This window comes from Microbacterium cremeum, from assembly GCF_015277855.1.
GTDB classification, from domain to species: Bacteria; Actinomycetota; Actinomycetes; order Actinomycetales; family Microbacteriaceae; genus Microbacterium; species Microbacterium cremeum.
Window position 1 is genome coordinate 1845704 of the sequence record NZ_CP063812.1, and the last position, 24762, is coordinate 1870465.

The 24762-nt window shown below is 69.7% G+C and carries 24 protein-coding genes and 2 tRNA genes; 15 read left to right on the top strand and 11 right to left on the bottom strand.

Features of this window, described 5'->3' with window-relative positions:
• Positions 1-27: 27 nt before the first annotated feature.
• Positions 28-657 carry a hypothetical protein gene (locus tag IM778_RS08325; protein ID WP_420488848.1) on the bottom strand — a complete coding sequence of 210 codons (630 nt, stop codon included), beginning with the start codon at positions 655-657 and terminating at the stop codon, positions 28-30.
• Positions 658-659: 2 nt separating this feature from the next.
• Complete coding sequence (locus tag IM778_RS08330; RefSeq protein WP_194411541.1) at positions 660-1127, bottom strand: MarR family winged helix-turn-helix transcriptional regulator; 468 nt, start codon at positions 1125-1127, stop codon at positions 660-662.
• 127 nt (positions 1128-1254) lie between these two features.
• Here IM778_RS08330 and recO point away from each other — a divergent pair, with 127 nt between their 5' ends.
• The 5 genes from recO (at position 1255) to IM778_RS08355 (ending at position 5692) form a co-directional block, all read left to right on the top strand.
• Positions 1255-1998: a DNA repair protein RecO gene (recO, locus tag IM778_RS08335; RefSeq protein WP_194411542.1), complete on the top strand. Its 744-nt coding sequence runs from the start codon at positions 1255-1257 to the stop codon at positions 1996-1998.
• Positions 1995-2801, top strand: coding sequence for an isoprenyl transferase (locus IM778_RS08340; protein WP_194411543.1), 807 nt, complete (start codon positions 1995-1997; stop codon positions 2799-2801). The genes recO and IM778_RS08340 overlap by 4 nt, the downstream gene beginning before the upstream one ends.
• A 116-nt stretch (positions 2802-2917) precedes the next feature.
• On the top strand, positions 2918-4312 hold the full coding sequence (gene gad, locus IM778_RS08345; protein WP_194411544.1) for a glutamate decarboxylase: 1395 nt from the start codon (positions 2918-2920) through the stop codon (positions 4310-4312).
• Between the two features lie 40 nt (positions 4313-4352).
• Entirely contained in the window at positions 4353-5015 is a 663-nt protein-coding gene (locus IM778_RS08350) for a hypothetical protein (protein ID WP_194411545.1), read from the top strand.
• Positions 5012-5692 (top strand): DsbA family oxidoreductase, encoded by a 681-nt coding sequence (locus IM778_RS08355; protein ID WP_194411546.1) that lies wholly within the window; start codon positions 5012-5014, stop codon positions 5690-5692. Before IM778_RS08350 ends, IM778_RS08355 begins: the two co-directional genes overlap by 4 nt.
• Before the next feature lie 9 nt (positions 5693-5701).
• Here the strand turns inward: IM778_RS08355 and IM778_RS08360 are convergent, their stop codons facing one another.
• A complete protein-coding gene (locus tag IM778_RS08360) occupies positions 5702-6205 on the bottom strand; it encodes a glutathione peroxidase (RefSeq protein ID WP_194411547.1) in 504 nt (167 codons plus the stop codon).
• A 60-nt stretch (positions 6206-6265) separates the two neighbouring features.
• Between IM778_RS08360 and dusB the strand changes: the two genes are divergently transcribed.
• The 5 genes from dusB (at position 6266) to IM778_RS08385 (ending at position 11608) form a co-directional block, all read left to right on the top strand.
• Positions 6266-7432 (top strand): tRNA dihydrouridine synthase DusB, encoded by a 1167-nt coding sequence (gene dusB / locus IM778_RS08365; RefSeq protein WP_194411548.1) that lies wholly within the window; start codon positions 6266-6268, stop codon positions 7430-7432.
• The gene (locus tag IM778_RS08370) at positions 7422-8762 is read left to right on the top strand and encodes a deoxyguanosinetriphosphate triphosphohydrolase (protein ID WP_194411549.1); all 1341 of its coding nucleotides are present in this window, start codon (positions 7422-7424) and stop codon (positions 8760-8762) included. Before dusB ends, IM778_RS08370 begins: the two co-directional genes overlap by 11 nt.
• Positions 8762-10621, top strand: a complete 1860-nt coding sequence (dnaG, locus tag IM778_RS08375) for a DNA primase (protein ID WP_194411550.1) — start codon at positions 8762-8764, stop codon at positions 10619-10621. Before IM778_RS08370 ends, dnaG begins: the two co-directional genes overlap by 1 nt.
• 48 nt (positions 10622-10669) lie before the next feature.
• Complete coding sequence (locus tag IM778_RS08380; protein ID WP_194411551.1) at positions 10670-11458, top strand: ATP-binding cassette domain-containing protein; 789 nt, start codon at positions 10670-10672, stop codon at positions 11456-11458.
• 77 nt (positions 11459-11535) lie between these two features.
• Positions 11536-11608: transfer RNA gene (locus tag IM778_RS08385), tRNA-Asn, on the top strand.
• Positions 11609-11661: 53 nt separating this feature from the next.
• Here IM778_RS08385 and def read toward each other — a convergent pair.
• Entirely contained in the window at positions 11662-12228 is a 567-nt protein-coding gene (gene def, locus IM778_RS08390) for a peptide deformylase (protein WP_194411552.1), read from the bottom strand.
• 41 nt (positions 12229-12269) lie between these two features.
• On the opposite strand from def, the gene IM778_RS08395 reads away from it, so the two are divergent.
• Complete coding sequence (locus tag IM778_RS08395) at positions 12270-13355, top strand: DMT family transporter (protein WP_194411553.1); 1086 nt, start codon at positions 12270-12272, stop codon at positions 13353-13355.
• 37 nt (positions 13356-13392) lie between these two features.
• Positions 13393-13466, top strand: a tRNA-Ile gene (locus IM778_RS08400).
• 46 nt (positions 13467-13512) lie between these two features.
• On the opposite strand, the gene IM778_RS08405 is transcribed toward IM778_RS08400, so the two are convergent.
• Complete coding sequence (locus tag IM778_RS08405) at positions 13513-13947, bottom strand: hypothetical protein (RefSeq protein WP_194411554.1); 435 nt, start codon at positions 13945-13947, stop codon at positions 13513-13515.
• A gap of 180 nt (positions 13948-14127) precedes the next feature.
• Here IM778_RS08405 and nagE point away from each other — a divergent pair, with 180 nt between their 5' ends.
• Positions 14128-16083, top strand: a complete 1956-nt coding sequence (nagE, locus tag IM778_RS08410; RefSeq protein ID WP_194411555.1) for an N-acetylglucosamine-specific PTS transporter subunit IIBC — start codon at positions 14128-14130, stop codon at positions 16081-16083.
• A gap of 46 nt (positions 16084-16129) precedes the next feature.
• On the opposite strand, the gene IM778_RS08415 is transcribed toward nagE, so the two are convergent.
• Positions 16130-18136, bottom strand: coding sequence for a DUF262 domain-containing protein (locus IM778_RS08415; protein ID WP_194411556.1), 2007 nt, complete (start codon positions 18134-18136; stop codon positions 16130-16132).
• A 143-nt stretch (positions 18137-18279) separates the two neighbouring features.
• Between IM778_RS08415 and IM778_RS08420 the strand changes: the two genes are divergently transcribed.
• Entirely contained in the window at positions 18280-19053 is a 774-nt protein-coding gene (locus IM778_RS08420; protein ID WP_194411557.1) for a hypothetical protein, read from the top strand.
• 156 nt (positions 19054-19209) lie between these two features.
• The gene (locus tag IM778_RS08425; protein ID WP_194411558.1) at positions 19210-19713 is read left to right on the top strand and encodes a DUF3145 domain-containing protein; all 504 of its coding nucleotides are present in this window, start codon (positions 19210-19212) and stop codon (positions 19711-19713) included.
• Between the two features lie 174 nt (positions 19714-19887).
• On the opposite strand, the gene IM778_RS08430 is transcribed toward IM778_RS08425, so the two are convergent.
• The 5 genes from IM778_RS08430 to IM778_RS08450 form a co-directional block, all read right to left on the bottom strand.
• On the bottom strand, positions 19888-21126 hold the full coding sequence (locus IM778_RS08430) for a beta-ketoacyl-[acyl-carrier-protein] synthase family protein (RefSeq protein ID WP_194411559.1): 1239 nt from the start codon (positions 21124-21126) through the stop codon (positions 19888-19890).
• A gap of 57 nt (positions 21127-21183) precedes the next feature.
• Positions 21184-21432 carry an acyl carrier protein gene (locus IM778_RS08435; RefSeq protein ID WP_194411560.1) on the bottom strand — a complete coding sequence of 83 codons (249 nt, stop codon included), beginning with the start codon at positions 21430-21432 and terminating at the stop codon, positions 21184-21186.
• Positions 21433-21504: 72 nt separating this feature from the next.
• Positions 21505-22506: a beta-ketoacyl-ACP synthase III gene (locus tag IM778_RS08440; RefSeq protein ID WP_194411561.1), complete on the bottom strand. Its 1002-nt coding sequence runs from the start codon at positions 22504-22506 to the stop codon at positions 21505-21507.
• A 14-nt stretch (positions 22507-22520) separates the two neighbouring features.
• Positions 22521-23432: an ACP S-malonyltransferase gene (locus IM778_RS08445; RefSeq protein ID WP_194411562.1), complete on the bottom strand. Its 912-nt coding sequence runs from the start codon at positions 23430-23432 to the stop codon at positions 22521-22523.
• Between the two features lie 104 nt (positions 23433-23536).
• Entirely contained in the window at positions 23537-24757 is a 1221-nt protein-coding gene (locus tag IM778_RS08450; RefSeq protein ID WP_228484808.1) for a PucR family transcriptional regulator, read from the bottom strand.
• Positions 24758-24762: the final 5 nt, after the last annotated feature.

Consider the following 24762-nt stretch of genomic DNA (forward strand, 5'->3'; position numbering starts at 1 on the left):
TCGCGTGCGCCGCACCGGTGGCGGGTGTCACGGGATGTGGGTGCGCACCGCGTCGAGGAAGCCGTCGAGATCGTCGGCCCACAGCCGCACGGCGTCGATCTCGACCTCGTCGGTACCGAGTCGGGTGCGCACGGGCCGCTCGAGGATGACGAGCACGTTCGTCTCGTTGGCGATGCGGATCGCGAGCGTGCGGCCGTGCGGCTCGTCTCTGATCTTCGGCGCCTTCTCGGTGACGTCGCGCGACCGCTCGACGGAGGCGATGACGTCCCACGGCAGGTCGACGTCCAGGTGGGTCCCGAGCCGGGCGCGGATGCCGTCCGGACCGACCGCGTGCGGGCGCGTGAGGAAGCCGAGGAGGAACCCGATCATCCACGTGAGGCCCCAGATGCCGAGTGCGAGCAGCGGGATCCGCAGCCAGGGCCACGGGTGGACGATGAGGTCGATGATCGGCAGCTCCACCGCCGAGAGGACGATGAAGATCACGAGGATCGTGAGCACGGGGGAGTGGTACGAGAACCCGGAGGCTCCGGCGGGGACGCGCGGCCGCCGCAACGCCCACCGGTACAGGCTCAGCCAGATCCCGACCTCTGCGCGCCAGGCCGCGCGAGCCAGGCGTGCGATCGAGTGTCCGCGCGCAGGCGCCGTTTCGGCCGCCACGCTCATCCGAGGGCCGCCCGCTCGTCCTCGCGGGCCGCATGGTCGGCGATCAGCTCGGCGAGCCGGCCCTGGATGTGCTCGAGGGCGCGCGCCACCGTGGCGACGGTGTCGGCGTCGAGACCCGCGACCAGATCGCTGCCGAGCGCGGTGTGCTCGGCATCCATCGTCTCCATGATCGACAGCCCACGTTCGGTGAGGTGCACGAGCACCGCGCGGCGGTCGGTCGGATGCGGCTCGCGGCGCGCGAACCCGGTGGCGTCGAGTGCGTCGACGAGCGCGGTGACGTTGCGCGGCGTGACGCCGATCGCCTCAGCCAGCTGGATCTGCGTGGCCGGTCCGCCGTGGTACAGCACCCAGAGCAGGTGCGTGCGGGCCGTCGTCAGCCCTCGGCGGTCGAGCTCGGTCGCCTGGTCTGCTTCCAGCAGCTGTGAGATCGCGAGGAGCCGATCGAGAATGTGCGTGCCCGACATAGTGAATAGTGTACATAATGAACCCCTAGCACTTCCCGGTTCACCAGCACACGCCGACGGGGCGGAGACCGCCGCCGCTGCCGCGTGGGGTCGCCCCCGGGCGGGCAGGCACAGCGATAATTGGGTGGTGCCCACCTACCGCGACGAGGTCGTGGTCCTGCGAACCCACAAGCTGGGGGAAGCCGACAGGATCGTGACGATGCTGAGCCGTCGCCACGGCAAGCTCCGCGCGGTGGCCAAGGGCGTGCGCCGCACATCCTCGCGGTTCGGCGCGCGGCTCGAGCCGTTCATGGTCGCCGACGTGCAGCTCTACCGAGGACGATCGCTCGACATCGTGCAGCAGGCCGAATCGCTCGGCTCATACGGGGCCGACATCGCCGTGCACTACGACCGATACACCGCCGCGCACGCCATGGTCGAGGCCGCCGACAGACTCAACGAGGCCGAGGCGACACCGCAGCAGTACCTCCTCCTCGTCGGCGGACTGCGGGCCCTGTCGCGCGGAGAGCACGCCGCGCGCAGCGTGCTCGACTCGTATCTGCTGCGGGCGATGGCGCTGTCGGGCTGGGCTCCCGGTCTCTCGGAGTGCGCGCGCTGCGGACGCGCAGGCCCGCACGACACGTTCGTCGCGCAGCAGGGCGGCATCGTCTGCGGCGACTGCGCACCCACCGGTGCGGCACGCATCGACACCGCGACGGTCTCGCTGCTGCAGTCGCTCATGGCGGGGGAGTGGGACAGGGTGGATGCCGCGGCACCGGGCTCGACCGCGGCCGCCTCGGGCCTCATCGCCGCGTACGCCCAATGGCACCTCGAGCGCGGCATCCGCTCGCTCTCCCATGTCTCGTCCGCACCGCAGGAGGGCGCCCGGTGACCCCGAAGCCGTACACGCATCGCGATGCCGTGCCCTACCGGCCGCTTGACTGGACCGGGGTGTACCCGCCCGCGTACGACCCCGGGACGGTGCCGAACCATGTCGCGATCGTCATGGACGGCAACGGCCGCTGGGCGAACCGCCGCGGGTTGACCCGCATCGAGGGCCACAAGGCGGGCGAGGCCGCGCTGCTGGACGTGGTGGCCGGCGCGATCCAGGCCGGCGTCAAGCATCTGTCGGTCTACGCGTTCTCCACCGAGAACTGGTCTCGATCGCCCGACGAAGTGCGGTTCCTGATGGGCTACAACCGCGACGTCCTGCACCGGCGGCGCGATCAGCTCAACGAGTGGGGCGTGCGCATCCAGTGGGCCGGCCGCAAGCCGCGCCTGTGGTCGAGCGTCATCAAGGAGCTGCAGTTCGCCGAGCGACTCACCGCCGGCAACGACGTGCTGACGCTCACCATGTGCGTCAACTACGGCGGCCGCATCGAACTCGTCGACGCGATGCGCTCGATCGCCGATGATGTCGCGGCGGGGAGGCTGAGACCGTCCGCCGTATCGGAGAAGCTCATCCAGCGGCGGCTCTACCGCCCCGACATGCCCGACGTCGACCTGTTCCTCCGCTCCAGCGGCGAGCAGCGCACGTCGAACTTCCTGCTGTGGGAGTCGGCCTATGCGGAGTTCGTCTTCCTCGACACGCTGTGGCCCGACTTCACGCGTCAGGATCTCTGGCACGGCATCGACCTGTACCTCGGCCGCGAACGCCGGTTCGGCGGAGCGGTTGACGAACCCGCGCGCGGGTGAGACTCTCGGTCGCGTCTCACATCACTCAGATCGCGGGATGACGACACCCCGCGCATTCTCGTAGCGTGGCCTCGAGCGTCGCCGGCGCCTGGGAGGCGCGGCGCGGAAGGAGAGCCATGCTGCACAAGCGGGAATCCATCAGGGACGAGCTGCTCGACGAGGTCTTCGCGTCGTCGGATCTGTCGATCTCGATGCCGAAGTACCGGATCCCCGAGACCGAGCATCTCGCCCGCCACGCGTACCAGGTCGTCTCGGACGAGCTCATGATGGACGGCAACTCGCGCCAGAACCTGGCCACGTTCTGCCAGACCTGGCTGGAGCCAGAGGTCCGTCAGCTCATGAACGAGACCCTCGACAAGAACATGGTCGACAAGGACGAGTACCCGCAGACCGCGGCGATCGAAGCGCGCTGCGTGCACATGCTCGCCGACCTGTGGAACTCGCCCGACGCGGTGAACACGCTCGGCACCTCCACGACCGGATCGAGCGAGGCGGCGATGCTCGGTGGCATGGCGCTGCTGTGGAACTGGCGTGCTCGGCGGCGGGCGGCGGGCAAGCCGACCGACAAGCCGAACCTCATCTCGGGGCCGGTGCAGGTGTGCTGGCACAAGTTCGCCCGCTACTGGGATGTCGAGCTCCGTGAGATCCCCATGGAGGGCGACCGCCTGCTGATGACCCCCGACGAGGTCCTGAAGCGGGTCGACGAGAACACGATCGGCGTCGTGCCGACGCTGGGCGTCACCTTCACCGGTGGGTTCGAACCCGTGCAGGCGGTGAGCGAGGCGCTCGACAAGCTCCAGGCCGAGACCGGTCTCGACATCCCGATCCACGTCGACGGTGCGAGCGGCGGCTTCCTTGCGCCGTTCACCGCCCCCGACATCGTGTGGGACTTCCGGCTGCCCCGCGTCAAGTCGATCAACACCTCCGGCCACAAGTTCGGGCTCGCTCCGCTCGGCGTCGGCTGGATCGTGTGGCGGGACGCCGAGAACCTGCCCGAGGACCTGATCTTCAACGTGAACTACCTCGGCGGGAACATGCCGACGTTCGCGCTGAACTTCTCGCGACCCGGCGGCCAGATCGTCGCCCAGTACTACAACTTCGTCCGGCTCGGGAAGGAGGGCTATCGCAAGGTCCACCAGTCCTGCTACGACACCGCGATGTTCCTCGCCGCCGAGATCGGCAAGCTCGAGCACTTCGAGATCATCAATGACGGAAGCCCCGAAGCCGGCATCCCCGCGGTGTCGTGGAAGCTGAAGGAGGGCGTCGAGCATCCGTTCACCCTGTTCGATCTCGCCGACCGCCTGCGCGCCCGTGGATGGCAGGTGCCCGCGTACACGATGCCGGCCGACCGCGAGGACCTCGCCGTCCAGCGCATCCTCGTGCGCGTCGGATTCAGTCGTGATGAGGCGTCGCTTCTCATGGACGACTACCGCGCCGCGATCGCGCACTTCGACCGGCATCCGATCACGGTGCCCATGACGGAGGAGGAAGCAGGTTCCTTCCACCACTGAACCGCGAGACCCGAGTACGACACCGACCGCGAAGCACGCGATGCGCACACCCCGAGCCCGAACCACGAGACTGCGGCGCGAGTCCTGGGGATTCGCCATCGGATCGCTGTTCTTCGCGCTCGGTGTCGTCCCCTGGTACGCCGACGCCGTCGGCGCGGTATGGGACGCGGCGACGTTCTTCGCCGGTTCGGTCTTCTTCACGCTGGCGGCGTTCATCCAGCTGGCACTGAGCGGCCGGCGTCCGCCGCATCGCTCGTCATCGCCGGCTGAGTTCGCCGACTGGTGGTCGGCGGCGGTGCAGTTCCTCGGAACGCTCCTGTTCAACGTCAGTACCGGCGCGGTGCTGGTGGGCGCCCTTCAGCAGTCGTCGACCGCGTCGACGGGCTGGGTTCCGGATGCCTGGGGGTCGGCGGCGTTCCTCCTCTCGAGCGCCGCAGCCCTCGTGGCGGCCTACCGGCGCCACGAGCTGTGGGATCCCGACGCCAGGACCGCTCACGGCACGTGGCTCAACATGGCCGGATCCGTCGCGTTCGGCTTCTCGGCCGTCGGCGCGTACGTCCTCCCGGCGACGGCGGAGGTCTTCGACATGCGCTGGGTGAACGTGGGCACGTTCGTGGGCGCGGTGTGCTTCTTCCTCGCCGCCGTGCTCGCGCGGCGGTCGATGGAATACGAGGAGCGGCATTCGCGGTTGCCCTCAGCATGACGGATGCCATCAAGATCGACGTGTGGAGCGACATCGCCTGCCCCTGGTGCTACATCGGCAAGCGGAATCTCGAGAAGGGACTGGCCGAGGCATCCGCTGATGACGACGCCCCCGCAGTCGAGGTGACGTTCCACTCGTTCGAGCTGTCGCCCGACACACCCGTCGATTTCGAGGGCGGCGAGGCCGAGTACCTGGCCACGCACAAGGGGATCTCCGCCACGCAGGCGCAGCAGATGCTGGAGCGCGTCACCGGCGTCGCCGCCGAGGCGGGCCTGGAGTACCGGTTCGACATCCTCCAGCACACGAACACCGTGAAGGCGCACGAGCTGCTGCACTTCGCGAAGGAGCAGGGGCGTCAGCGCGAGCTCACCGAGCGCCTGATGTCGGCGTACTTCACCGAGGGCCGCCACCTCGGCCGCGAGGACGAGCTCGTGGAGCTGGCGACGGATGCCGGACTCGACGCCGACGCGGCACGCGAGGCGCTGCGCAGCGGCCGGTTCCTCGACGCGGTGCGCGCCGATCAGGCGCAGGCGGCGGCTTACGGGATCAACGGCGTGCCGTTCTTCGTGATCGACGGAAAGTACGGCGTGTCGGGTGCGCAGCCTGCAGAGGCGTTCGCGCAGATCGTCCGCCAGGTGTGGGCCGAGCACCGCGAGCCGGTGACGGCCGCGGGCTGACCGGCGGCGTCAGCGCGGCAGGTGCGCCTCGATGACCTCGACGATCGCGGGGTCGTCGGGCTTGACCTTGGAACGGAACCGGTGAACCGAGCCCTCGGGGGTGATCACGAACTTCTCGAAGTTCCACCCGACCCGGCCCTTCTTGCCGTCCGCGTCGCGCGTCCGCTTGAGCTCCTTGTAGAGCGGGGCGGCCTTGCCGCCGTTGACGTTGACCTTGTCGAACACGGGGAACGTCACCCCCCACGTCGTGGAGCAGTACTCGAGGATGTCGTCGATCGAGCCCGGCTCCTGCCCCATGAACTGGTTGCAGGGGAATCCCAGCACCGTGAAGCCGCGGTCGGCGTAGGCGCGCTGCAGCTGCTCGAGCTGCTCGTACTGCGGCGTGAGCCCGCACCGGGACGCCACATTCACGACGAGCAGGACGTTGCCCGCGTAGTCGGACAGCGTCGCGGTGCCTCCGTCGGCAGTCTGGAAGGGGATCTCGCGCAGGTCGGTCGTGGTCGCCTCGGTCATATCCCCAGGCTATGCCCTCCGATTCAGCGAAGCGCCGGATTCCTCTGGGAGAATGAACTCGTGACCACTGCTCTCGCGCCCGCGCGGACCCTCCGCATCGGGCCCATCGACCTCGACGCGCCGGTCGTGCTCGCGCCGATGGCGGGGATCACCAACACGGCATTCCGGCGACTGTGTCGCGAGTACGGCGCCGGCCTCTACGTCAGCGAGATGATCACGACGCGTGCCCTGGTGGAGCGCAACGCGACGACGATGCGGCTCATCACGCACCATGAGTCCGAGACGCCGCGCTCCATCCAGCTGTACGGGGTCGACCCGGCGACCACCGAGGCTGCGGTGCGCCTCCTCGTCGAGGAGGATCGCGCCGATCACATCGACCTGAACTTCGGCTGCCCGGTCCCGAAGGTGACGCGCAAGGGCGGAGGCGCCGCGCTGCCGTGGAAGATCGGCCTGTTCCGCGACATCGTCACGCGTGCCGCGCGCGCCGCCGGCGATGTGCCGTTGACGGTGAAGATGCGCAAGGGCATCGACGCCGACCACCTGACCTACCTCGACGCCGGGCGCATCGCGGAGGATGCCGGCGTCGCGGCCGTCGCCCTGCACGCCCGCACGGCCTCCGAGTTCTACTCGGGCGAGGCGGACTGGTCGGCGATCGCGAAGCTCAAGGAGACGGTCACCAGCATCCCGGTGCTCGGCAACGGCGACATCTGGTCCGCCGACGACGCCGTGCGCATGATGGTCGAGACCGGCTGCGACGGCGTGGTCGTCGGACGCGGATGCCTCGGCCGGCCGTGGCTGTTCGGTGATCTCGCCCGGGCCCTCGGCTCGCCCGGCGCGGCCCCGGGTCAGCCCGTCGACGCGACGCTCGGCTTCGTCGCCCGGGCCTTCCGGCGGCACGCGGAGCTGCTCGTGGAGTTCTTCGAGGACGAGGGCCGCGGATGCCGCGACATCCGCAAGCACGTCGCGTGGTACTTCAAGGGGTACCCGGTGGGCGGCGACCTGCGCGCGAAGCTCGCGACCGTCTCGAGCCTCGACGAGATCGACGCGCTCCTCGCCACGATGGAACTCGACGCCCCCTACCCGGGCGCCGCGGCAGAGGGCCAGCGCGGGCGCGCCGGCAGCCCGAAGCGCCCGGCACTGCCTGACGGGTGGCTGGATTCCCGCGAGCTCGGGGCCGAGGCATCGTGCGCCCTCGCCGAAGCGGAACTCGACCACAGTGGTGGGTGACCTCGTCGGCTCGTCCGACCGTCCCACCGGTTACGACGACGCGGATGCCGCCCGCTTCCATGCCGAGCACCACCGGTCGCAGCGCGACGACTTCGCGCGGGACCGGGCGCGGGTGCTTCACTCGGCGGCACTGCGGCGCCTCGCTGCGAAGACGCAGGTGCTCAGCCCCGCCAGCCCCGCCGACTTCGCTCGCAATCGGCTGACGCACTCGCTCGAGGTCGCCCAGGTGGGGCGTGAGCTCGCCACGGCGCTCGATCTCGCGGCCGACGTCGTCGACACCGCCTGCCTGAGCCACGACCTCGGCCACCCGCCGTTCGGCCACAACGGCGAGCGCGCGCTGAACGAGTGGTCCGAAGACATCGGGGGCTTCGAGGGGAACGCCCAGACGCTGCGGATCCTCACCCGGCTCGAGCCCAAGGTGATCGACGACGGACGCAGCTTCGGCCTGAACCTCACGCGCGCCAGCCTCGACGCGTCGTGCAAGTACCCGTGGACCTCGGATCACCCGCTGCCGGATCCGGGAGGGCGGCTGAAGTTCGGCGTGTACCCGGACGACGAGCCGGTCTTCCGGTGGCTGCGCGAGGACGCACCGGGGCGCGTGCGGTGCATCGAGGCCGAGGTGATGGACCTCTCGGACGACATCGCCTATTCGGTGCATGACTTCGAGGACGCCATCGTCAACGGCTACCTCGACCCTGCGCGACTCGCCGACGCGGGCGAGCACGATGCACTGGTCACCGCGATCCAGTCGTGGGTCGGGTTCGACTTCGCCCGCGACGAGCTCGAGGACGCGCTGTTCCGGCTGACCCGCATCCCGGAGTGGATCGACGGCTTCGACGGCACGCGCGCGGACCTCGCGCGCCTGAAGAACCTCACGTCCGACCTGATCGGGCGTTTCGCGCGAGCCGCGACGACGGCCACGCGCGAGGCGTATGCGGCGAGCGTGCTCACGCGCTACCGCGGCCACCTCGTGGTGCCGCGCGTCGTGGAGGCCGAGATGGCGGTGCTCAAGGGCATCATCGGCGCCGCCGTCGTCTCGATCGAGGGTCGCAAAGATCTGTACAAGGAGCAGCGCCGCCTGCTCAAGCGGCTCGCGACGGCGTTGTGGGAGCGACCCGAGGCGCTCGATCCGCTGCACGGCCAGGACTTCGCCGCAGCCGAGACGGATGCCGCACGCCGGCGTGTCGTCGTCGACCAGGTCGCGAGCCTCACCGATCAGCTCGCGATCGCGTGGCACGGCGCCCTCATCGCGCCGGTGGATGCGGCATCCGTCGGCATCTGGGCTCCGGGCGCACGGCCCGTCGACGCGCGATCGCGCGAGGGCCGCTGATGGCAGGGCGGATCCGTCAGGCCGACGTCGACGAGGTGAAGGCGCGGACGAACATCGCCGACATCATCGGCGAGCGGGTCGCCCTGAAGTCGGCGGGCGTCGGCTCGATGAAGGGATTGTGCCCGTTCCACGACGAGCGCAGTCCGAGCTTCAACGTGCGCCCCCAGGCGGGGTTCTATCACTGCTTCGGCTGCGGCGAGTCCGGCGATGTGTACTCGTTCCTGCGGGCGATGGATCACGTCTCGTTCACCGAGGCGGTCGAGCGGCTCGCTTCGCGCATCGGGTACACGCTGCACTACGAGGACGGCGGCGCGGCCCCCGAGCACAGCGGACGCGCCCGGCTGTACGCCGCCAACGCGGCGGCGGCGGAGTTCTTCCGCGGACAGCTGACCTCATCGGAGGCCGACACCGCCCGGCGGTTCCTCGGGCAGCGTGGCTTCGACGCCGGCGCCGCCGCGCACTTCGGGGTCGGCTACGCGCCCAAGGGCTGGTCGTCGATGCTCGCGGCGCTGAGATCGCAGGGATTCAGCGACGAGGAGCTCAGCTCGGCGGGCCTGGTGTCGCAAGGGCAGCGCGGCGTCTACGACCGGTTCCGTGGCCGGCTCGTGTGGCCGATCCGCGACGTCACCGGTCAGGTGATCGGGTTCGGCGCACGGAAGCTCTTCGACGACGACCAGGGTCCCAAGTACCTCAACACGCCCGAGACGACGATCTACAAGAAGGCCCAGGTGCTTTACGGGCTCGATCTCGCCAAGCGCGACATCTCGCGCGAGCACCGCGTCGTCGTGGTCGAGGGCTACACCGACGTCATGGCGTGCCACCTGGCCGGCATCACGACGGCCGTCGCGACGTGCGGCACCGCGTTCGGCTCGGACCACATCACGGTGCTCCGCCGGGTGATGGGCGACGACTCGACCTCGGGCGAAGTGGTGTTCACCTTCGATCCGGATGCCGCAGGCCAGAAGGCAGCGCTGCGGGCGTTCGCCGATGCCAAGCGGTTCAACGCCCAGACGTACGTCGCGACCGGCCCCGAAGGACTCGATCCCTGCGACCTGCGCCTCGCCCGCGGCGACGGCGCCGTGCGCGCCCTGGTCGAGACCAAGGTACCGATGGTCGAATTCGTGCTCGACCAGCGCATCTCGGGGTACGACCTCGCGAGCGTCGAGGGCCGCGTCGGGGCACTGCGGTCCGCAGCCCCCGTGGTCGCCGAACTGCGCGACCCGCTGCTGCAGCCCGAGTACGTCCGCGTGCTGGCCCGGCGGCTCGGGATGGACACCGAGGACGTGAGACGCGAGGTCGATCGCGCGGGTCGCGGCGGTGGCGCCTCGCGGCGGGAGAGCGGTCCGCAGCCCGCGTCGGCGCCGGCGCCGGGTGCGGAGTCCGGACTACGCGTGGGGATTGCTGACCTGCCGCGCACGCCCGAGGCCGGCCTCGAGCGCGACGCGCTCATGGGGGTGCTGCAGTTCGGTCACCGCCTCGACCAAGCCCTGATCGAGCGGGCACTCGAGCCGCCGATGCGTCACCCCGCCCTCGACGCCGTCCGCGGCGCCGTGCGCGCCGCCGGCGACCGGCAGCGGCCCGGATGGGCGATCGACGCGCTCGATGCCGTGCGCGAGCCGTACCGCACACTCGGTGCGGAGCTGCTCGCCGGGGACTTCCCCGCGTTGAGCGACGACGCGGCGGTGGCATCGGCCGGAGACCTGCTGCGACGGCTCGTGATGAGGGCCCTCGACCGTGAGAAGGCCGAACTGCTGGGCGCGATCCAGCGCGTGCCCCCCGACTCGGAGGAGGGGCGCCGCATCCGGATCCTGCTGCGCGAGCTGGACGCGCAGCGACGGACCCTCGCCGACGAGGCGTGACACGCCGCACCGTTGGTATCGGCGGCGTCCGCAAGGCAGGATGAGGGCATGCCCCGACGACGAGACGCTGAGGTCGCGATCCACTGCTCGGATCTCTCGATCGCGCGCGTTGCGCGGGGCGGATCGACGGCGCGAGTCATCGACGGCGTGTCATTCGTGCTCGAGCACCGTGCCGCCCTCGCTCTCATGGGGCCCACCGGCGCCGGCAAGTCGTCGCTCGCCGCCGTCCTCGCCGGGGCTGACGAGTCCGGGCTCGCCGTGGTCGGCGGCACGGCGCACGTCGAGGGGATCCCGGTGCGCCGTCCCGGGCGGGCGCACCGCCTGCTCACCTACTACTGCGGCCACCTGCCGCAGTCGGCGGGCGCGCGCCTGCCTGCGAGGCTCACCGTCGGCGAGGTGATCGGCGAGCCCATCACCAGCCGGGACCGGCGCGTGAACCAGCGAGCTCTCGCTGTTCGCGTGTCGGCGCTGCTCGACGAGATGATGCTGCCGCTCGGCGTGGCTGCCAAGTATCCCTATGAGCTCAGCGCCGGAATGCGCCAGCGCGTCGCCATCGCGCGGGCGCTCGTGCTCCAGCCGCGCGTGCTGATCGCCGACGAGCCGTTCGCGAACCTCGACGTCGAGGTGCGCAAGGCTGTCCGCGACGCGATCCTGCGCCGTCGTCACGACTTCGGCATGGCGGCGCTCGTCGTCACGAACGATGCGGAAGTCGTCCGCGAACTCGACGCCGACGTGCTCGTGCTCCGCGGCGGCCACGCCGTCGCGTACGGGCACGGCACCCGCGACCTGCTGTGGACACCGAGCGCGGAGGCCGACCGGCGGCTCGTCGGGTCGTGACCATCCGCCCGCGGTGTCATGACCACCCCGCGGGCTTTGCTAATATGGACTGGTTGCCCGCGCGAGAGCGCGGACATTCCTCCATAGCTCAATTGGCAGAGCAATCGGCTGTTAACCGATAGGTTCTTGGTTCGAGTCCAAGTGGGGGAGCGAAAGCCCCGAGGCTCCACCCTCGGGGCTTTCTTCGTGCGCTGCGCGTGTCGTCAGGCGTCGAGGTCGTCGATCCCCGGGGTCCAGGCCTGGCCAGGCCGACCCCAGCCGCGCTTGCGGGCGATCTTCTGAACCGTCTTCCAGTCGCTGTCGCCGAGACGGTCGACGTAGAGCACGCCGTCGAGGTGGTCGAACTCGTGCTGCATGATGCGCGCCCGCCACCCGTCGACCTGGATCCGCACCGGCTCGCCATCGAGGTCGGTGCCCGTCACGAGCACCTCGTCGGAACGGCGGAGCGGGAACCGCTCGCCGGGGAACGACAGGCACCCCTCGGACTCCTCGTCGGGATCGGGTTCGCCGGGCTCGGCCGGGCGCATCCACAGCTCGGGGTTGAGGATCACGCCGCGCCACGGGTTGCCGTCGTCGTCGGCGTACGAATACGTGTAGATGCGCAGCGGCACGCCGACCTGCGGGGCGGCCAGGCCGACGCCGGGCGCGGCATCCATCGTCTCGAACATGTCGGCGACGAGCTCGCGGACCTCGTCGGTGATCGCCTCGACGGGCGACGCGGGGGAGTGGAGGACGGGATCGCCCATGATGCGAATCGGGAGAACGGCCACGCCTCGAGCCTATCCGGGGTGGCTGCGGCTAGTGTCTTCATGTGGTGTGGACCGTGGTAGAGCTCGAGGACGTCGGGGACCAGCTCGTCGGCGCGTTCCAGAACCCCGGCATCCTCATCGGGATCCCGCTCGCCCTCCTCGGGGCCGTGTTCATGTCGTTCGGCGCGCAGTACCAGCACCGCGGCGTCACGAAGGTCGAGCGGCTCAGCGGGTCGACCGGAAACCAGGGCCTGGGTGCCGGACAGCTGCTGAAGCTGCTCTCGCGCCCGTCGTGGGTCATCGGCACGCTCATGCTGGGGCTGGCGATCGTGTGTCAGCTGTCGGCCCTCGCGTTCGCGCCGCTCATCGTCGTGCAGCCCCTCGGCGCCATCGCGCTGGTCATCACGACACTCCTGAATGCTCAGATCAGCGGGCATCGCCCGACGAAACGCTCGCTCATCGCGATCGCGGCGTGCGTGGGCGGCATCTTCCTCTTCGTCACGATCGCGGCGCTGTTCGCCACCGAGAAGCCCGTCTCGAACGGCCAGCTCATCACGATCCTGGTGCTGCTCGGGGTCGTGACCATCGTCTTCGCCGGACTGTGGATCTGGTTCCGCAAGCGCGTCGGGCCGCTGTTCTACATCACGGCCGCGGGTGTGATCTACGGCTTCGTCGCGACGCTCGCCAAGGTCGTCATCGTGCGCGTGCAGACCGGTGACTTCGACTGGCTGACCTTCACGTGCCTCGCCGCGCTCATCCTCAGCGCGATCGTCGGCGCCTACTTCGTGCAGACCGCATACTCCTCCGGACCGCCCGATCTCGTCGTGGCCGGACTGACGGTCGTCGACCCGCTCGTCGCGATCCTCATCGGCCTGCTGGTGCTGCAGGAGGCCACCGGAGCCCCGCTGTGGGTGTACATCGCGTTCGGCGTCGCAGGCGCGATCTCGGTGTGGGGCGTCTTCCAGCTGGCGCGGCACCATCCTCAGATCGTCAGCGACAGCCAGGAGCTCCCGATCAAGCGTGGCAGCGGGGGAGCGACGGATTCCGCGCACCCGCGCACCGGCTCGATCCGGGTGACCGAGGCCGTCGCCAAGGTCTGGCCCGAGCCGCCGGTGAAAGATCCCGCGGACGACGCGGAAAAGCGCTGACGTCTGCGGGTAGGCTCGTCTGCGCACGCACGTGCGAGGGGCGGTGGCCAAGCTGGTCAAGGCAGCGGGCTCATAACCCGACGATCGTGGGTTCAAGTCCCACCCGCCCTACCGACCGGGTCCCGTCGCTGCTTGAGTGGCCGCGGCGGGACTCGGATTACGCCGGGTCGGCTCCGTCGGTGTACTCGTCGACGACGCGCCGGGCGAAGTCATCCGTCATGCGACGCGTCTCGTCGCGGTGACGAGCGGCGTCGTCGGCGGTCGCCGTCATCGCCCACATGGCTGTGAGACGATCCTCGAGCTCCCGAACCTGCTCCCGCATCAGGGCATCCGACCGAGCACGGGCATCCTCTGCCGCATCGCGCACCACGTGGACGGCGGCGTCGATGATGCGGCGCTCGAGCAGCACCACGATGCCCACCAGGAGCAGCGTCGTGCTGGCTCCGCCGAGGACGCCGGCGACGTAGGTGCTGCGGTCTTCCGGCGGTGCGATGGCGAGGCCGGCGAGAATGCCCGCTGCGCCCAGGGCGATGCAGGCGGTGAACCAGCCCCAGCGGATGCGCAGGCGGGGCGGTGCGGTGAGCTCCGTCATGTCGCCAGCGTAGAGCCCTCGCCGCGGGGCGAGCATCGACAGCGCCGTGTCGCGACCGCGGCCCGCGTGAGAATTCGTTCACCATCCTTACTTTCGGAGGGGGCTGCCTGTCTGCGCGGTTCGCGTTCCGTGTAGCGTCTTCGGCATCACACTGTCCCTGACTCCCCACGGAGGCGAACAATGAAGTTCCTGCAGAGGCTCGGAAGATCGATCATGCTCCCGGTGGCCGTGCTGCCGGTCGCGGCGATCCTGTCGGGCATCGGATTCTGGATCAGCGACGGCGGCAAGAGTCCGAACCTCGTCTCGATCTTCCTCGACGCGGCGGGCGGTTCGCTGCTCGGGAACATGGCCCTGCTCTTCGCGGTCGGCATCTCGATCGGCATGGCGAACAAGTCCGACGGCACCTCGGCACTGGCCGGTCTCGTGTCGTGGCTCGTCGTCACGACGCTGCTCAAGCCCGAGACCGTGATGCTCTTCACGGGCGTCGGCGATGTCAATGAGGTCGACCCGGCGTTCCTCCGGGTGCAGAACGTGTTCGTCGGCATCATCTGCGGCCTGATCGGAGCGTGGTGCTACAACAGGTTCAAAGACACCAAGCTGCCCGACGCGCTGTCGTTCTTCTCGGGCAAGCGCTCGGTCGCGATCGTCACGGCGGGCTTCTCGCTCGTGCTGGCGATCATCCTGTTCTTCGTCTGGCCCTTCGTGTACACCGCTCTCGTCGGCTTCGGCGAATGGATCGTCACGCTCGGCGCCTTCGGAACCGGCATTTACGGCTTCCTCAACCGGCTGCTGATCCCGGTCGGCCTGCACCACGCACTCAACTCGGTGTTCTGGTTCGATGTCGCCGGCATCAACGACCTCAACAACTTCCTCGACGGAACGGGCACGTACGGAGTCACGGGCCAGTACATGACGGGCTTCTTCCCGATCATGATGTTCGGCCTGCCGGGCGCCGCTCTGGCGATGTATCTGACGGCCAGGACGACGCGCAAGAAGCTGGCGTACGGAATCCTCCTCGGAGGCGCCATCTCGTCGTTCTTCGTGGGAGTCACCGAGCCGCTCGAGTTCGCCTTCATGTTCCTCGCGCCGGTGCTGTACCTGGTGCACGCGGTCTTCACGGGCATCTCGATGGCGATCAGTCAGATACTTCCCGTGCGGATGGGCTTCGGGTTCTCGGGCGGTTTCGTCGACCTCGTGCTGGGCTGGATGAATCCGATGGCCCAGAATCCCTGGCTGATCCCGGTGATGGGCCTCTTCTGGTTCGGCATCTACTTCGTCGTCTTCTACTTCTTCATCAAGCGGTTCAACCTGAAGACGCCAGGACGCGAGGACGACGACATCCTCGCCGAGGGCACCGAGTTCGACACCAGCTCCGTCGACGAGAAGTACCTCGTGACCGCGGACCGCTTCATCGACGGCCTCGGCGGCAAAGACAACATCCTCGAACTCGACAACTGCGCGACACGATTGCGCATGGAGGTCGCCGACGTGTCGAAGGTCGACGACACCGCGCTCAAGCGAGCGGGCGCTGCGGGCACGATGAAGCCGGGAGGAAAGTCCGTCCAGGTGGTCTACGGCCTCAACGTGCAGTTCGTGAAGGACGCGATGGAGAAGGTCATGGCCGGTGAGGCGACCGTGCCCGCGGGGGCGACGCCCGAGGTCGCCTCGTCGTCGGCCGCCGCCTCCGCCGATGCCGGCGGCGCGGGCGTGCGCACCGCCCCGGCCACCTCCACGACGGTCAGGATGCGTCAGCCGCTCGCCGGCAGGGTCGTTCCGCTGTCGGAGGTGCCCGACCCGACGTTCGGTGAGGGGATCATGGGCCCGGGAGTGGCGATCGAGCCGGCCGGCGACACCGTGAGGGCTCCCGCGGACGCGACGGTGGGCGCCACGTTCGAGAGCAGCCACGCGGTGGCCCTCGTCCTCGGCGACGGCACCGAACTGCTCATCCACGTCGGCATCGACACGGTCGGGATGAAGGGCGACGGCTTCGAGACGCTCGTCGAGAAGGGCCAGTCCGTGCGTGAGGGCACGCCGCTGCTGCGCTTCGACCTCGCCCGGATCCGTGCGGCGGGTCATCCTGCGATCACCCCGGTGATCGTCCTCAACAACGAGAACGCGAAGATCGAGTTCGTCTAGCAGGTGACAAGGCGGTGACGGATGCCTCGGCATCCGTCACCGCCTTTCACATGGCGTTGCCGATGTAGGAGTACTTGACGAACACCTCAGGAGCAAGACCCGCCTCTTCGAGGACGCCCTGCGCGGCGCTGAGCATGTAGCTCGAGTCCCACCCCATGTACAGCGAGTGATCGTCGTCGAGCCGGTCCCACTGCCCGTTCCACGACTGCGCGGTGTAGACCGGCCCGCCGCGGCGGGCGCTGTACGAGACGACCGCGTCGCGCGCGTCGGCCCACAGCCGCTTGAACACGCGGTTGAAGAGGTGCTTGACGTCGTACACCTCCCAGTGCTCACCGCAGTACTCGACATACGACCACTCGCGGTGCCAGCCGAGCGGCCAGCCGCGCCGGCGCACCGCATCGAGGACGGGGGTGAGGCCGTCATCGTCGATCGCGGGGCCACCGGGACGACGCCACACCTGTACGAACCGCTCGGTGAGGCGCGCCGAGCGCTCGGCGATCGCCGCGGTTCCCCACGCCGGGAGCTGCGCGAGCTCGGCCGTCGCCGCGACGGCACTGCGCGCATAGAGGCTCTTCTTCTCGGGGAACGGGCGGTCGAAGGCGCGAACGGCGAGGTCTTCCTCGAGTACGGTCAGGTTGCCGATCGTCTGTGCGAGCGCGCGGTGGCTGTTCTGCTCGTCCTCGGTGTACGCCGACCACTCGCGCACACCGTCGCCCGTCCACGAGTCGGCCGGTGCGAGCGGGAAGATGTGCTCGAGGTCGAGTGCTTCCGCGCCGTCGACACCCGCGATCCGAGTGAGGACGTAGGTCGCGTAGGGCAGCTCGGAGTACTTCAGCGCGACGGCGATCCGCTCGTCCGACGGGGTGATGCGCGACACCGCCGCGATGAACGCGTCGCGGCCGTCCTCGCGTGCACGGCACAGCCGCGCGACCAACCGCTCGATGCCGGTGCCGACGACGCAGCGGCGCATCAGCAGCGACTGCACCATCTCGAGCGTGTCGAGCAGTTCCACACGATCGATCCGGCCCTGCTCGAGATCGCGGTAGGCGCGCATGACGAGGGGGTACATGCCCGAGCCGAACGTGTTGAGATGCCGCAACTGACGGGCGATGTCGGCATCCGGAGCCTGCGCGGGATCCAGCAGGGTGCGGTACACCCGCGCGAGCGCCCGCCACTCCTCGGCGTGCGCGAGCAGGTCGGCGAACTCCAGCCGCGGGAACTCGTGACGGAACGCGTCGTACACGCCGCGGCCGCCGACGACGGTCACCTCGCGGCCCGTCCGCATCGTGAGGTACTGACGCCAGAAGTCGGCGATGTGCTCGCCGGTGTCGCGCTCGATCGGCTGCCAGAAGTCGGATTCGATCTGGCGCTGCTCGACGTGGTTGAGGCCCATGAGCACGTAGTTGTGGATGAGCTCGTGATCGCGCAGCGGTTCGCCCGTGGAGTTGAGGCTCTCGAAGATCTGCTGGGCGTTGGCCCCGGCCCCCAGCGTGATCGCGACGTGCTCGAGCTTCTGGAGTCCGCGCCAGATGTGGGGCGCCTCGTCGAGACTGATCTGGCTGCGGAAGAACGCGTAGTTGTCGTCGAAGCGCGAGTCGCGCTGCTCGCCGGGTGACGGTGACAGGTCCAGGACGACACGCTCGAACACCGACGCCCAGGCCGGGTGCGGACGCAGTTTCGTCCGCGAAGGGTCCTCAGAGTGCACAAGGACCCGCTGCAGCTGATCGGCGAGCTCGGGGTGGGCCTCGCGCACGGTGTGCTGCAGCGCCGCCACGAGGAGCATCAGCGTGGTGGTGCGCTGCTGACCGTCGATCAGGACGAGCTCGGTGTCGCCAGATCCGCCGCTGGCGGACGAGAGGATCGAGCCGATGAAGTGCATGTGACGATCGTCGAGGTCTGCCACCGCGCGGATGTCGGCGAGGAGCTGCTCGCAGCCGCCGATATCCCACCGGTACTGCCGCTGGTAGACGGGGACGACGATGGTCCAGTCCGCGGCGGACAGCCACCCGATCGTGTTGACGGCAGTCGCGTCGACATTCGTGGCAGTGACCATGGCCCGTCCAGTCTATGGGGGGCGGCTCCGGTCCCGGCGGCGCCGGGCCGCGCTGCCGGGGCCTGCCGGGACGCCGAGGTAGGCTTGCCTAAGTTGAGCCTGTAAAAACGTGCTGGCTCACTGACCGAAAGGCATGATTCGTCATGGGTTACATCAAGTCCGCCGCTCTCGATGAGACCGGCTTCGTGGTGCTCGACTCCTACAACGAGGAGATCGACCCTCAGGAATGGCTGTCCATCGAGTACGTCGACTGGAAGTCCTCGGGTGACACCCGCTTCGCGCCGCTGGCCTCGGCCAAGGGCGAGATCGAGTGCAACGGCTTCTGGAACCACACGCCGCCGCGCACCGACAAGGACGGCGTCTGGATCCCGTCGCAGGTCGAGAAGGCCCCGACCCTCACCCGCCGTGCTCAGGAGCCCGGCGCGAACGTCGGCCGCTGCCGCATCATCGAGCTGCAGCCCAACAGCTACGCCGACGCGCTGTACAACCTCCACCAGGACGACAACAACCGCCTCAACCCCGACGGCACCGGGTGGGTCGTGCGTGGGTTCTTCAACCTCACCGACGACAAGAACAGTTACTTCGTGCTGCGCGAGAACCGCACCGACCCCAGCATCGAGTACCGCGTCGCGCTGCCCGCGGGCGCGCAGCTGATCGTCGACACGCAGCGCCTGTGGCACGCCGTGCACCACGACGGCGACGAGCCCCGCTACTGCCTCATCACGTCGTGGGAGTCGGGCCCCGAGCTCGATGCCTATATCGAGAAGTACCACGGCAAGCCGACGACCGACCAGTTCGAAGTCGCGCAGGACGTGCTCGACGCCGGCCAGGCCGAGCAGGCTCGCCGCGACGCCGCCCGCGCCGCCTACTACGCGGCCAAGGGCAAGGCCGAGGTCCAGGCGATGAGCGAGGCCTGAGCCGAGCCGGTCCGAGACCACGCCGGAGGGCGGTCGAATCACACTCTTGTGATTCGACCGCCCTCTCGGCGATAATGGCCGCAGCACAACCGAACAGCATCGCCGTGAACCGGTCTCAGGTCGTAGGGGAAGACGCACCTGACGAACGGAGAGAACATGGCGACACCACAGGCGCGTGGGGTGATCTACATCCACTCCGCGCCAAGAGCGTTGTGCCCCCACCTCGAGTGGGCGGTGGGGCGCGCCCTCGGGCGTGCCGTCAGCTTCGACTGGGCAGACCAGCCCGTACTCGCCGGCAGTCGTCGGAGCGAGTTCTACTGGGAGGGCGCCGCAGGCACCGGCGCGGCACTCGCGACCGCCATACGTGGGTGGGAGCATCTGCGGTTCGAGGTGACGGAGGATCCCACGCCCCGCAGCGACGGCGGCCGGTGGCTGCACACGCCGGGGCTCGGCATCCACTACGCCCAGACCGATTCCGCCGGCAACGTCGTCATCGGCGAGGACCGCATCCGCTACGCCATGGAGATCGCCGGCGGCGACGCGCTGGAGCTGCAGCGTGAGCTCCAGGTCGCGCTGGGCGCCGCCTGGGATCAGGAGCTCGAGCCGTTCCGCCACGCGAGCGACGACGCGCCGGTGGTGTGGCTGCACAAGGTGGGGTGAGGTCGAGAGACACGGGCGGGGCGAGGCGCGACTACCGGATGCCGGTGAGAAGAGTCCTGGCGCTGGGAAGGCGAATCGCCACCGCCCGTCTTTCGACGCGACGCCCCCGGTTCGATCCCTGAGCGTGTCGAAGGGTGCCGGGGGCGCCGCGAGGAGCCTGCGTCGTGCGCGGTGTCAGACCGAGGCGAATGCAGCGACGGCGTTGTGCCCGCCGAAGCCGAACGAGTTGCTGATCGCGAGCTGCGAACCGTCGCCGAGTGGCGCCGTCTCGCCCGAGATGCGGAACGGCACCTCGGGATCCTGCGTCGTGATGTTGATCGTGGGCGGTGCCACGCGGTCGCGGATCGCCAGAACCGTGAAGATCGCTTCGAGCGCGCCGGTGCCGCCGAGCAGGTGACCCGTCGAGGCCTTCGTCGCCGAGACCGGGATGTCGTCGATGCGCGAACCGAACACCGTCTTGAGGGCGGTGTACTCGTTCGGGTCACCGACCGGCGTCGATGTCGCGTGCGCGTTGATGTGCGTCACGTCGTCGGGCGAGGCATCCGCCATCTCGAGTGCCATGCGCACCGCCCGCGAGGCGCCGAGCCCCTCGGGGTCGTTCGCCGTGATGTGGTACGAATCCGCCGTGACGCCGCCGCCGACGACGGCGGCGTAGATCTTGGCACCGCGGGCGCGCGCGTGCTCCTCGGTCTCGAGGATGAGCACTCCCGCGCCCTCTCCCATGACGAAGCCGTCGCGATCGACGCTGCAGGGGCGCGACGCGGTGGCCGGGTCGTCATTGCGACGCGACAGCGCCTGCATGGACGAGAACGCTGCGATCGTGATCGGGTGGATGGTCGATTCGGTGCCGCCCGCGATCACGACATCGGCGAGCCCGGCACGCAGGTGCTCGACCGCGTTGACGATCGATTCGGTGCTCGAGGCGCAGGCACTGGCGACCGTGCGCGCGTACGCCCGTGCGTTGAAGTGGAGCGAGAGGTTTCCGGCCGCCGCGTTGGGCATGAGCATCGGGACCGTCATCGGCAGCACGCGACGCGGACCCTTTTCGCGCAGGGTGTCCCACGCGTCCAGGAGCGTCCACAGACCGCCGATGCCGGTGGCGAAGTCGACGCCGAGCCGTTCGGGCTCGACCTCGGGGCTCCCGGCATCCGCCCACGCCTCCATGGCCGCCACCAGCGCGAACTGCGAGGACGGGTCGAGGCGCTTCGCGACAGGTCGCTCGAGAACGGTGTCGGGGCGAACCTTGGCCTGGGCGGCGAACGTGACGGGCAGCTGATACTGCTCGACCCAGTCGTACTCGAGGGTGCTGGCGCCCGAGGCGCCGTCCAGGAGTGCGGCCCAGCTCTCGGGTGCGGTGCCCCCGAGCGGAGACGACGCGCCGATGCCGGTGACGACGATGCGGGAGGTGCTCATGTGCAGTGGAAGTCCTCGTGGGTGTGCCGGTGGGGGCCGCAGCCCCCACCGGGGGGATTACGCCTGGTTGGACGCGATGTAGCTGACGGCGTCGCCGACGGTCTTCAGGTTCTTGACCTCGTCGTCGGGGATGGTGACGCCGAACTTCTCTTCGGCGTTGACGACGATCGTCATCATCGAGATCGAGTCGATGTCGAGGTCGTCGGTGAACGACTTCTCGAGGGCGACCTCGTCGGCCGAGATGCCGGTCTCGTCGGTGATGAGCTCGGCGAGTCCGGCGAGAACCTCGTCGTTGGTGAATGCCATGGGTTTTCTCCTGTTTCTTAGGGGTCACGAGCCCGGGGGCCGGGTCTCAGTCTAGAGTCGGGGCTTGCGCCCTCAGGGGAGGACGACCACCTGGGCGCCGAAGACCAGGCCGGCACCGAAGCCGATCTGGAGCGCCAGGCCGCCGCTGAGCTCGGGGTGCTCGGCGAGGAGCCGGTGGGTCGCCAGCGGGATCGAGGCCGCCGACGTGTTGCCGGTCGTCTCGATGTCGCGGCCGACGAGGACGGTGTCGGGGAGCCCGAGCTGCTTGGCGAACTCGTCGATGATGCGCATGTTGGCCTGGTGCGGCACGAACGCGGCGAGATCGGATGCCTCGATCCCGGCGGCCTCGAGAGCCTGCCGCGCGACCTTCACCATCTCCCACACCGCCCAGCGGAACACCGTGGGGCCCTCCTGCCGCAGCGTCGGCCAGGGGGCCTTTCCGTCGCGGAAGTCGGTGAGCGTGTGGTTCATACCGACGGCGTCGGCCTTCGAGCCGTCCGAGCCCCACACGGTGGGACCGATGCCGGGCGTGTCGCTCGGGCCGACCAGCGCGGCGCCGGCGCCGTCGCCGAGCAGGAACGAGATGCTGCGGTCGGTCGGGTCGACGACGTCGCTGAGCTTCTCGGCGCCGATCACGAGCGCGTAGTTCGCGGCGCCCGCGCGGATGAGCGCATCGGCCTGGGCGATCCCGTAGGCGAAGCCGGCGCATGCCGCGTTGACGTCGTAGGCGGCCGCGGGGTTGGCGCCGACCCGGTCGGCCACGATCGCCGAGACCGACGGCGTCTGCTTGGGGTTGCTGACGGTCGCCACGATCACGGCGTCCACCAGGGACGCGTCGACCCCGGAGCGCTCGATGGCCTCACGGGCAGCATCCGTCGCGAGATCGATCGCATCGGTCTCGGCGACCGCGCGCATGCGCGTCACGATTCCGGTGCGCTGGCGGATCCACTCGTCGCTCGAGTCGATCGGGCCGACGAGGTCGTCGTTGGGGACGGCGATCTCGCCGCGCGCGGCGCCGTACGAGTAGATGCGGGTGTGCGCGGGCCCGGTGGGCTGCACGATCGAGCGGATCATCGGGATCTCTCCGGTCAGGCGTCGGCGGCCAGCAGGGTCGCGGCCGCGTCCAGGTCGGCAGGGGTCTTGACGGCGACGGCCGGCACGCCGCGCAGCGCGCGCTTGGCGAGCCCCGTGAGCGTGCCCGCGGGCGAGAACTCGACGAGGCCCGTGACGCCGGCGTCGGCGAAGGACGTCATGCAGAGGTCCCAGCGGACCGGAGAGGCGACCTGGTCGACGAGCAGGTCGACGAAGGCGGGACCGCCCTCGACCGCGCGCCCGTCGCGGTTGCTCCACACCGTGACGGCGGGGTCGGATGCCGCGACCTCGGCCGCCGCCGCGCGGAGCGTCTCGACGGCTGGGGCCATGTAGCGGGTGTGGAAGGCGCCGGCGACCTGGAGCGGGATGACCCGGGTACCGGCGACCGGCTCGGCGGCAAGTTCCTGGAGCGCGTGGATCGCACCGGCGACCACGAGCTGTCCGCCGCCGTTGTAGTTCGCGGGCGTGAGGCCGAGCTGATCGAGCCGCGACAGGACGGCCGCCTCGTCACCGCCGATCACGGCGCTCATGCCGGTCTCGGCCGCGGCAGCGGCCTCCGCCATCGCGCGGCCGCGGATGCCGACGAGCGTGAGCGCCGCCTGCTCGCTGAGGATGCCCGCGGCCGCCGCGGCGGCGAACTCGCCGACCGAGTGGCCGGCGACACCGCCCACGCGGTCGCGGTCGGGGAGCGCGTTCCACGAGAGCAGACTCGCGGCGACGATGAGCGGCTGTGCCACCTGGGTGTCGCGGATGCGGTCGACATCCCATTCGGTGCCGGCGGCGATGAGGTCGACGCCGGACCACTCGGAGTACTGCGCGAGTCGATCGCGAGTGCCGTCGACGTCGAGCCAGGGGGCAAGGAAGCCGGGGGACTGCGAACCCTGCCCGGGGAAGACCGCGATTCTCACCGTTCCATCCTGCCAACGATCGAGGAGCGGGTTCTGGCGACACCGTCACAAGAATCGCAAAGGGCTTTGTGTGCGTCCCACACAGTCATGGTGCGTCCTTCGGGTCAGACCTGGCTGCGGCGAATGTTCTGCGGCCGGCGTCGAGTGGCATCGGTGCCGATCGAACCGAGGACCAGCGCCGTCTGGAGGATGAGGGCCTCCCGCGGCCCGGTCGCGTCCCAGCCGATCACCTCGGAGACGCGCTTGAGGCGATAGCGCACCGTGTTGGGGTGCACGAACAGCTCCCGTGCGGTGGCCTCGAGGGACCGGCCGTTGTCGAGGTAGGCCCACAGCGTGGCGACGAGGTCGGTGCTGTGCGTCTGCAGCGGGCGGTAGATGCGCTCGACGAGCGTCTGCTTCGCCAGGGGATCGCCCGCGAGCGCCCGCTCGGGCAGGAGGTCGTCGGCCTCGACCGGACGCGGCGCATGGCGCCAGGCCCGCGCGACGGCGAACCCCGCGAGCGCGGCGCGGGCGCTCTGGCTCGCGTCGACCAGAGCGGGGACGGTGGGCCCGAGAACGAGGTGTCCGGTGCCGAATCCCGGCTCCAGCCGCTTCGCGATCTCGCCGAACGGCAGCTCGCCGGTCGCCTCGTCGGCGCGCGCGGACGGCTCGGCGCGGCCGAGCACGAGGACCAGCCGCGAGCCCTGCACGCCGATCAGAACGTCCACGCCGAGTTTGCGGGCTGTGCGGCGCAGCTGATCGACGTCGAACTGCGGGGGCGTGGTGCCCACCAGCACGGCGACCTCGCCGTGGCCGTGCCAGCCGAGGGCGGCGATGCGGCTGGGAAGCTCTTCGTCGGCCTCTCCGGTGAGGATGGAGTCGACGACGAGCGCCTCGAGCCGGGCATCCCACAGGCCACGTGCCTCGGCGGCGCGTGCGTACACGTCGGCCGCCGCGAAGGCCACCTCGCGCGAGTAGAGCAGGATCGCCTCACGCAGGTGCTCGCCCTTGCCGGCGACCCGCTCCTCGGTGACCTCGACGGTCACGCGGATCAGCTGCAGCGTCTGCTGCAGGCTCACGCTGCGCAGCAGCTCGCGGGGGGCCACCGCGAAGATGTCCGAGGCGATCCATGGGGTCGAGCCGGGGTCGTCGTACCACTGGATGAACGACGTGATTCCCGCCTGAGCCACCAGCCCGACGGCGGAGCGTCGGGCCGGCGGCATCTCGGCATACCACGGGAGGGTGTCTTCGAGCCGTTTGATGGTGACGGTGGCGAGGTCGCCCGAGATGCGCCGCAGCCATGCCAGCGTCTCGGTCTTGCCCATCACCTCGGTCGGTTCGGCCATCAAGG

What these genes read in the sequence shown, in the direction of transcription:
- IM778_RS08360 (WP_194411547.1), bottom strand. Translation starts at nt 6,205, where the DNA reads ATGACCGAGGCGACCACGACCGACCTGCGCGAGATCCCCTTCCAGACT.
- dnaG (WP_194411550.1), top strand. Translation starts at nt 8,762, where the DNA reads ATGGCAGGGCGGATCCGTCAGGCCGACGTCGACGAGGTGAAGGCGCGG.
- IM778_RS08380 (WP_194411551.1), top strand. Translation starts at nt 10,670, where the DNA reads ATGCCCCGACGACGAGACGCTGAGGTCGCGATCCACTGCTCGGATCTC.
- IM778_RS08435 (WP_194411560.1), bottom strand. Translation starts at nt 21,432, where the DNA reads ATGGCATTCACCAACGACGAGGTTCTCGCCGGACTCGCCGAGCTCATC.
- IM778_RS08350 (WP_194411545.1), top strand. Translation starts at nt 4,353, where the DNA reads ATGCGCACACCCCGAGCCCGAACCACGAGACTGCGGCGCGAGTCCTGG.
- IM778_RS08430 (WP_194411559.1), bottom strand. Translation starts at nt 21,126, where the DNA reads ATGAGCACCTCCCGCATCGTCGTCACCGGCATCGGCGCGTCGTCTCCG.
- IM778_RS08420 (WP_194411557.1), top strand. Translation starts at nt 18,280, where the DNA reads ATGGGTTACATCAAGTCCGCCGCTCTCGATGAGACCGGCTTCGTGGTG.
- IM778_RS08330 (WP_194411541.1), bottom strand. Translation starts at nt 1,127, where the DNA reads ATGTCGGGCACGCACATTCTCGATCGGCTCCTCGCGATCTCACAGCTG.
- IM778_RS08440 (WP_194411561.1), bottom strand. Translation starts at nt 22,506, where the DNA reads ATGATCCGCTCGATCGTGCAGCCCACCGGGCCCGCGCACACCCGCATC.
- gad (WP_194411544.1), top strand. Translation starts at nt 2,918, where the DNA reads ATGCTGCACAAGCGGGAATCCATCAGGGACGAGCTGCTCGACGAGGTC.
- IM778_RS08415 (WP_194411556.1), bottom strand. Translation starts at nt 18,136, where the DNA reads ATGGTCACTGCCACGAATGTCGACGCGACTGCCGTCAACACGATCGGG.
- nagE (WP_194411555.1), top strand. Translation starts at nt 14,128, where the DNA reads ATGAAGTTCCTGCAGAGGCTCGGAAGATCGATCATGCTCCCGGTGGCC.
- IM778_RS08355 (WP_194411546.1), top strand. Translation starts at nt 5,012, where the DNA reads ATGACGGATGCCATCAAGATCGACGTGTGGAGCGACATCGCCTGCCCC.
- IM778_RS08450 (WP_228484808.1), bottom strand. Translation starts at nt 24,757, where the DNA reads ATGGCCGAACCGACCGAGGTGATGGGCAAGACCGAGACGCTGGCATGG.
- IM778_RS08425 (WP_194411558.1), top strand. Translation starts at nt 19,210, where the DNA reads ATGGCGACACCACAGGCGCGTGGGGTGATCTACATCCACTCCGCGCCA.
- IM778_RS08405 (WP_194411554.1), bottom strand. Translation starts at nt 13,947, where the DNA reads ATGACGGAGCTCACCGCACCGCCCCGCCTGCGCATCCGCTGGGGCTGG.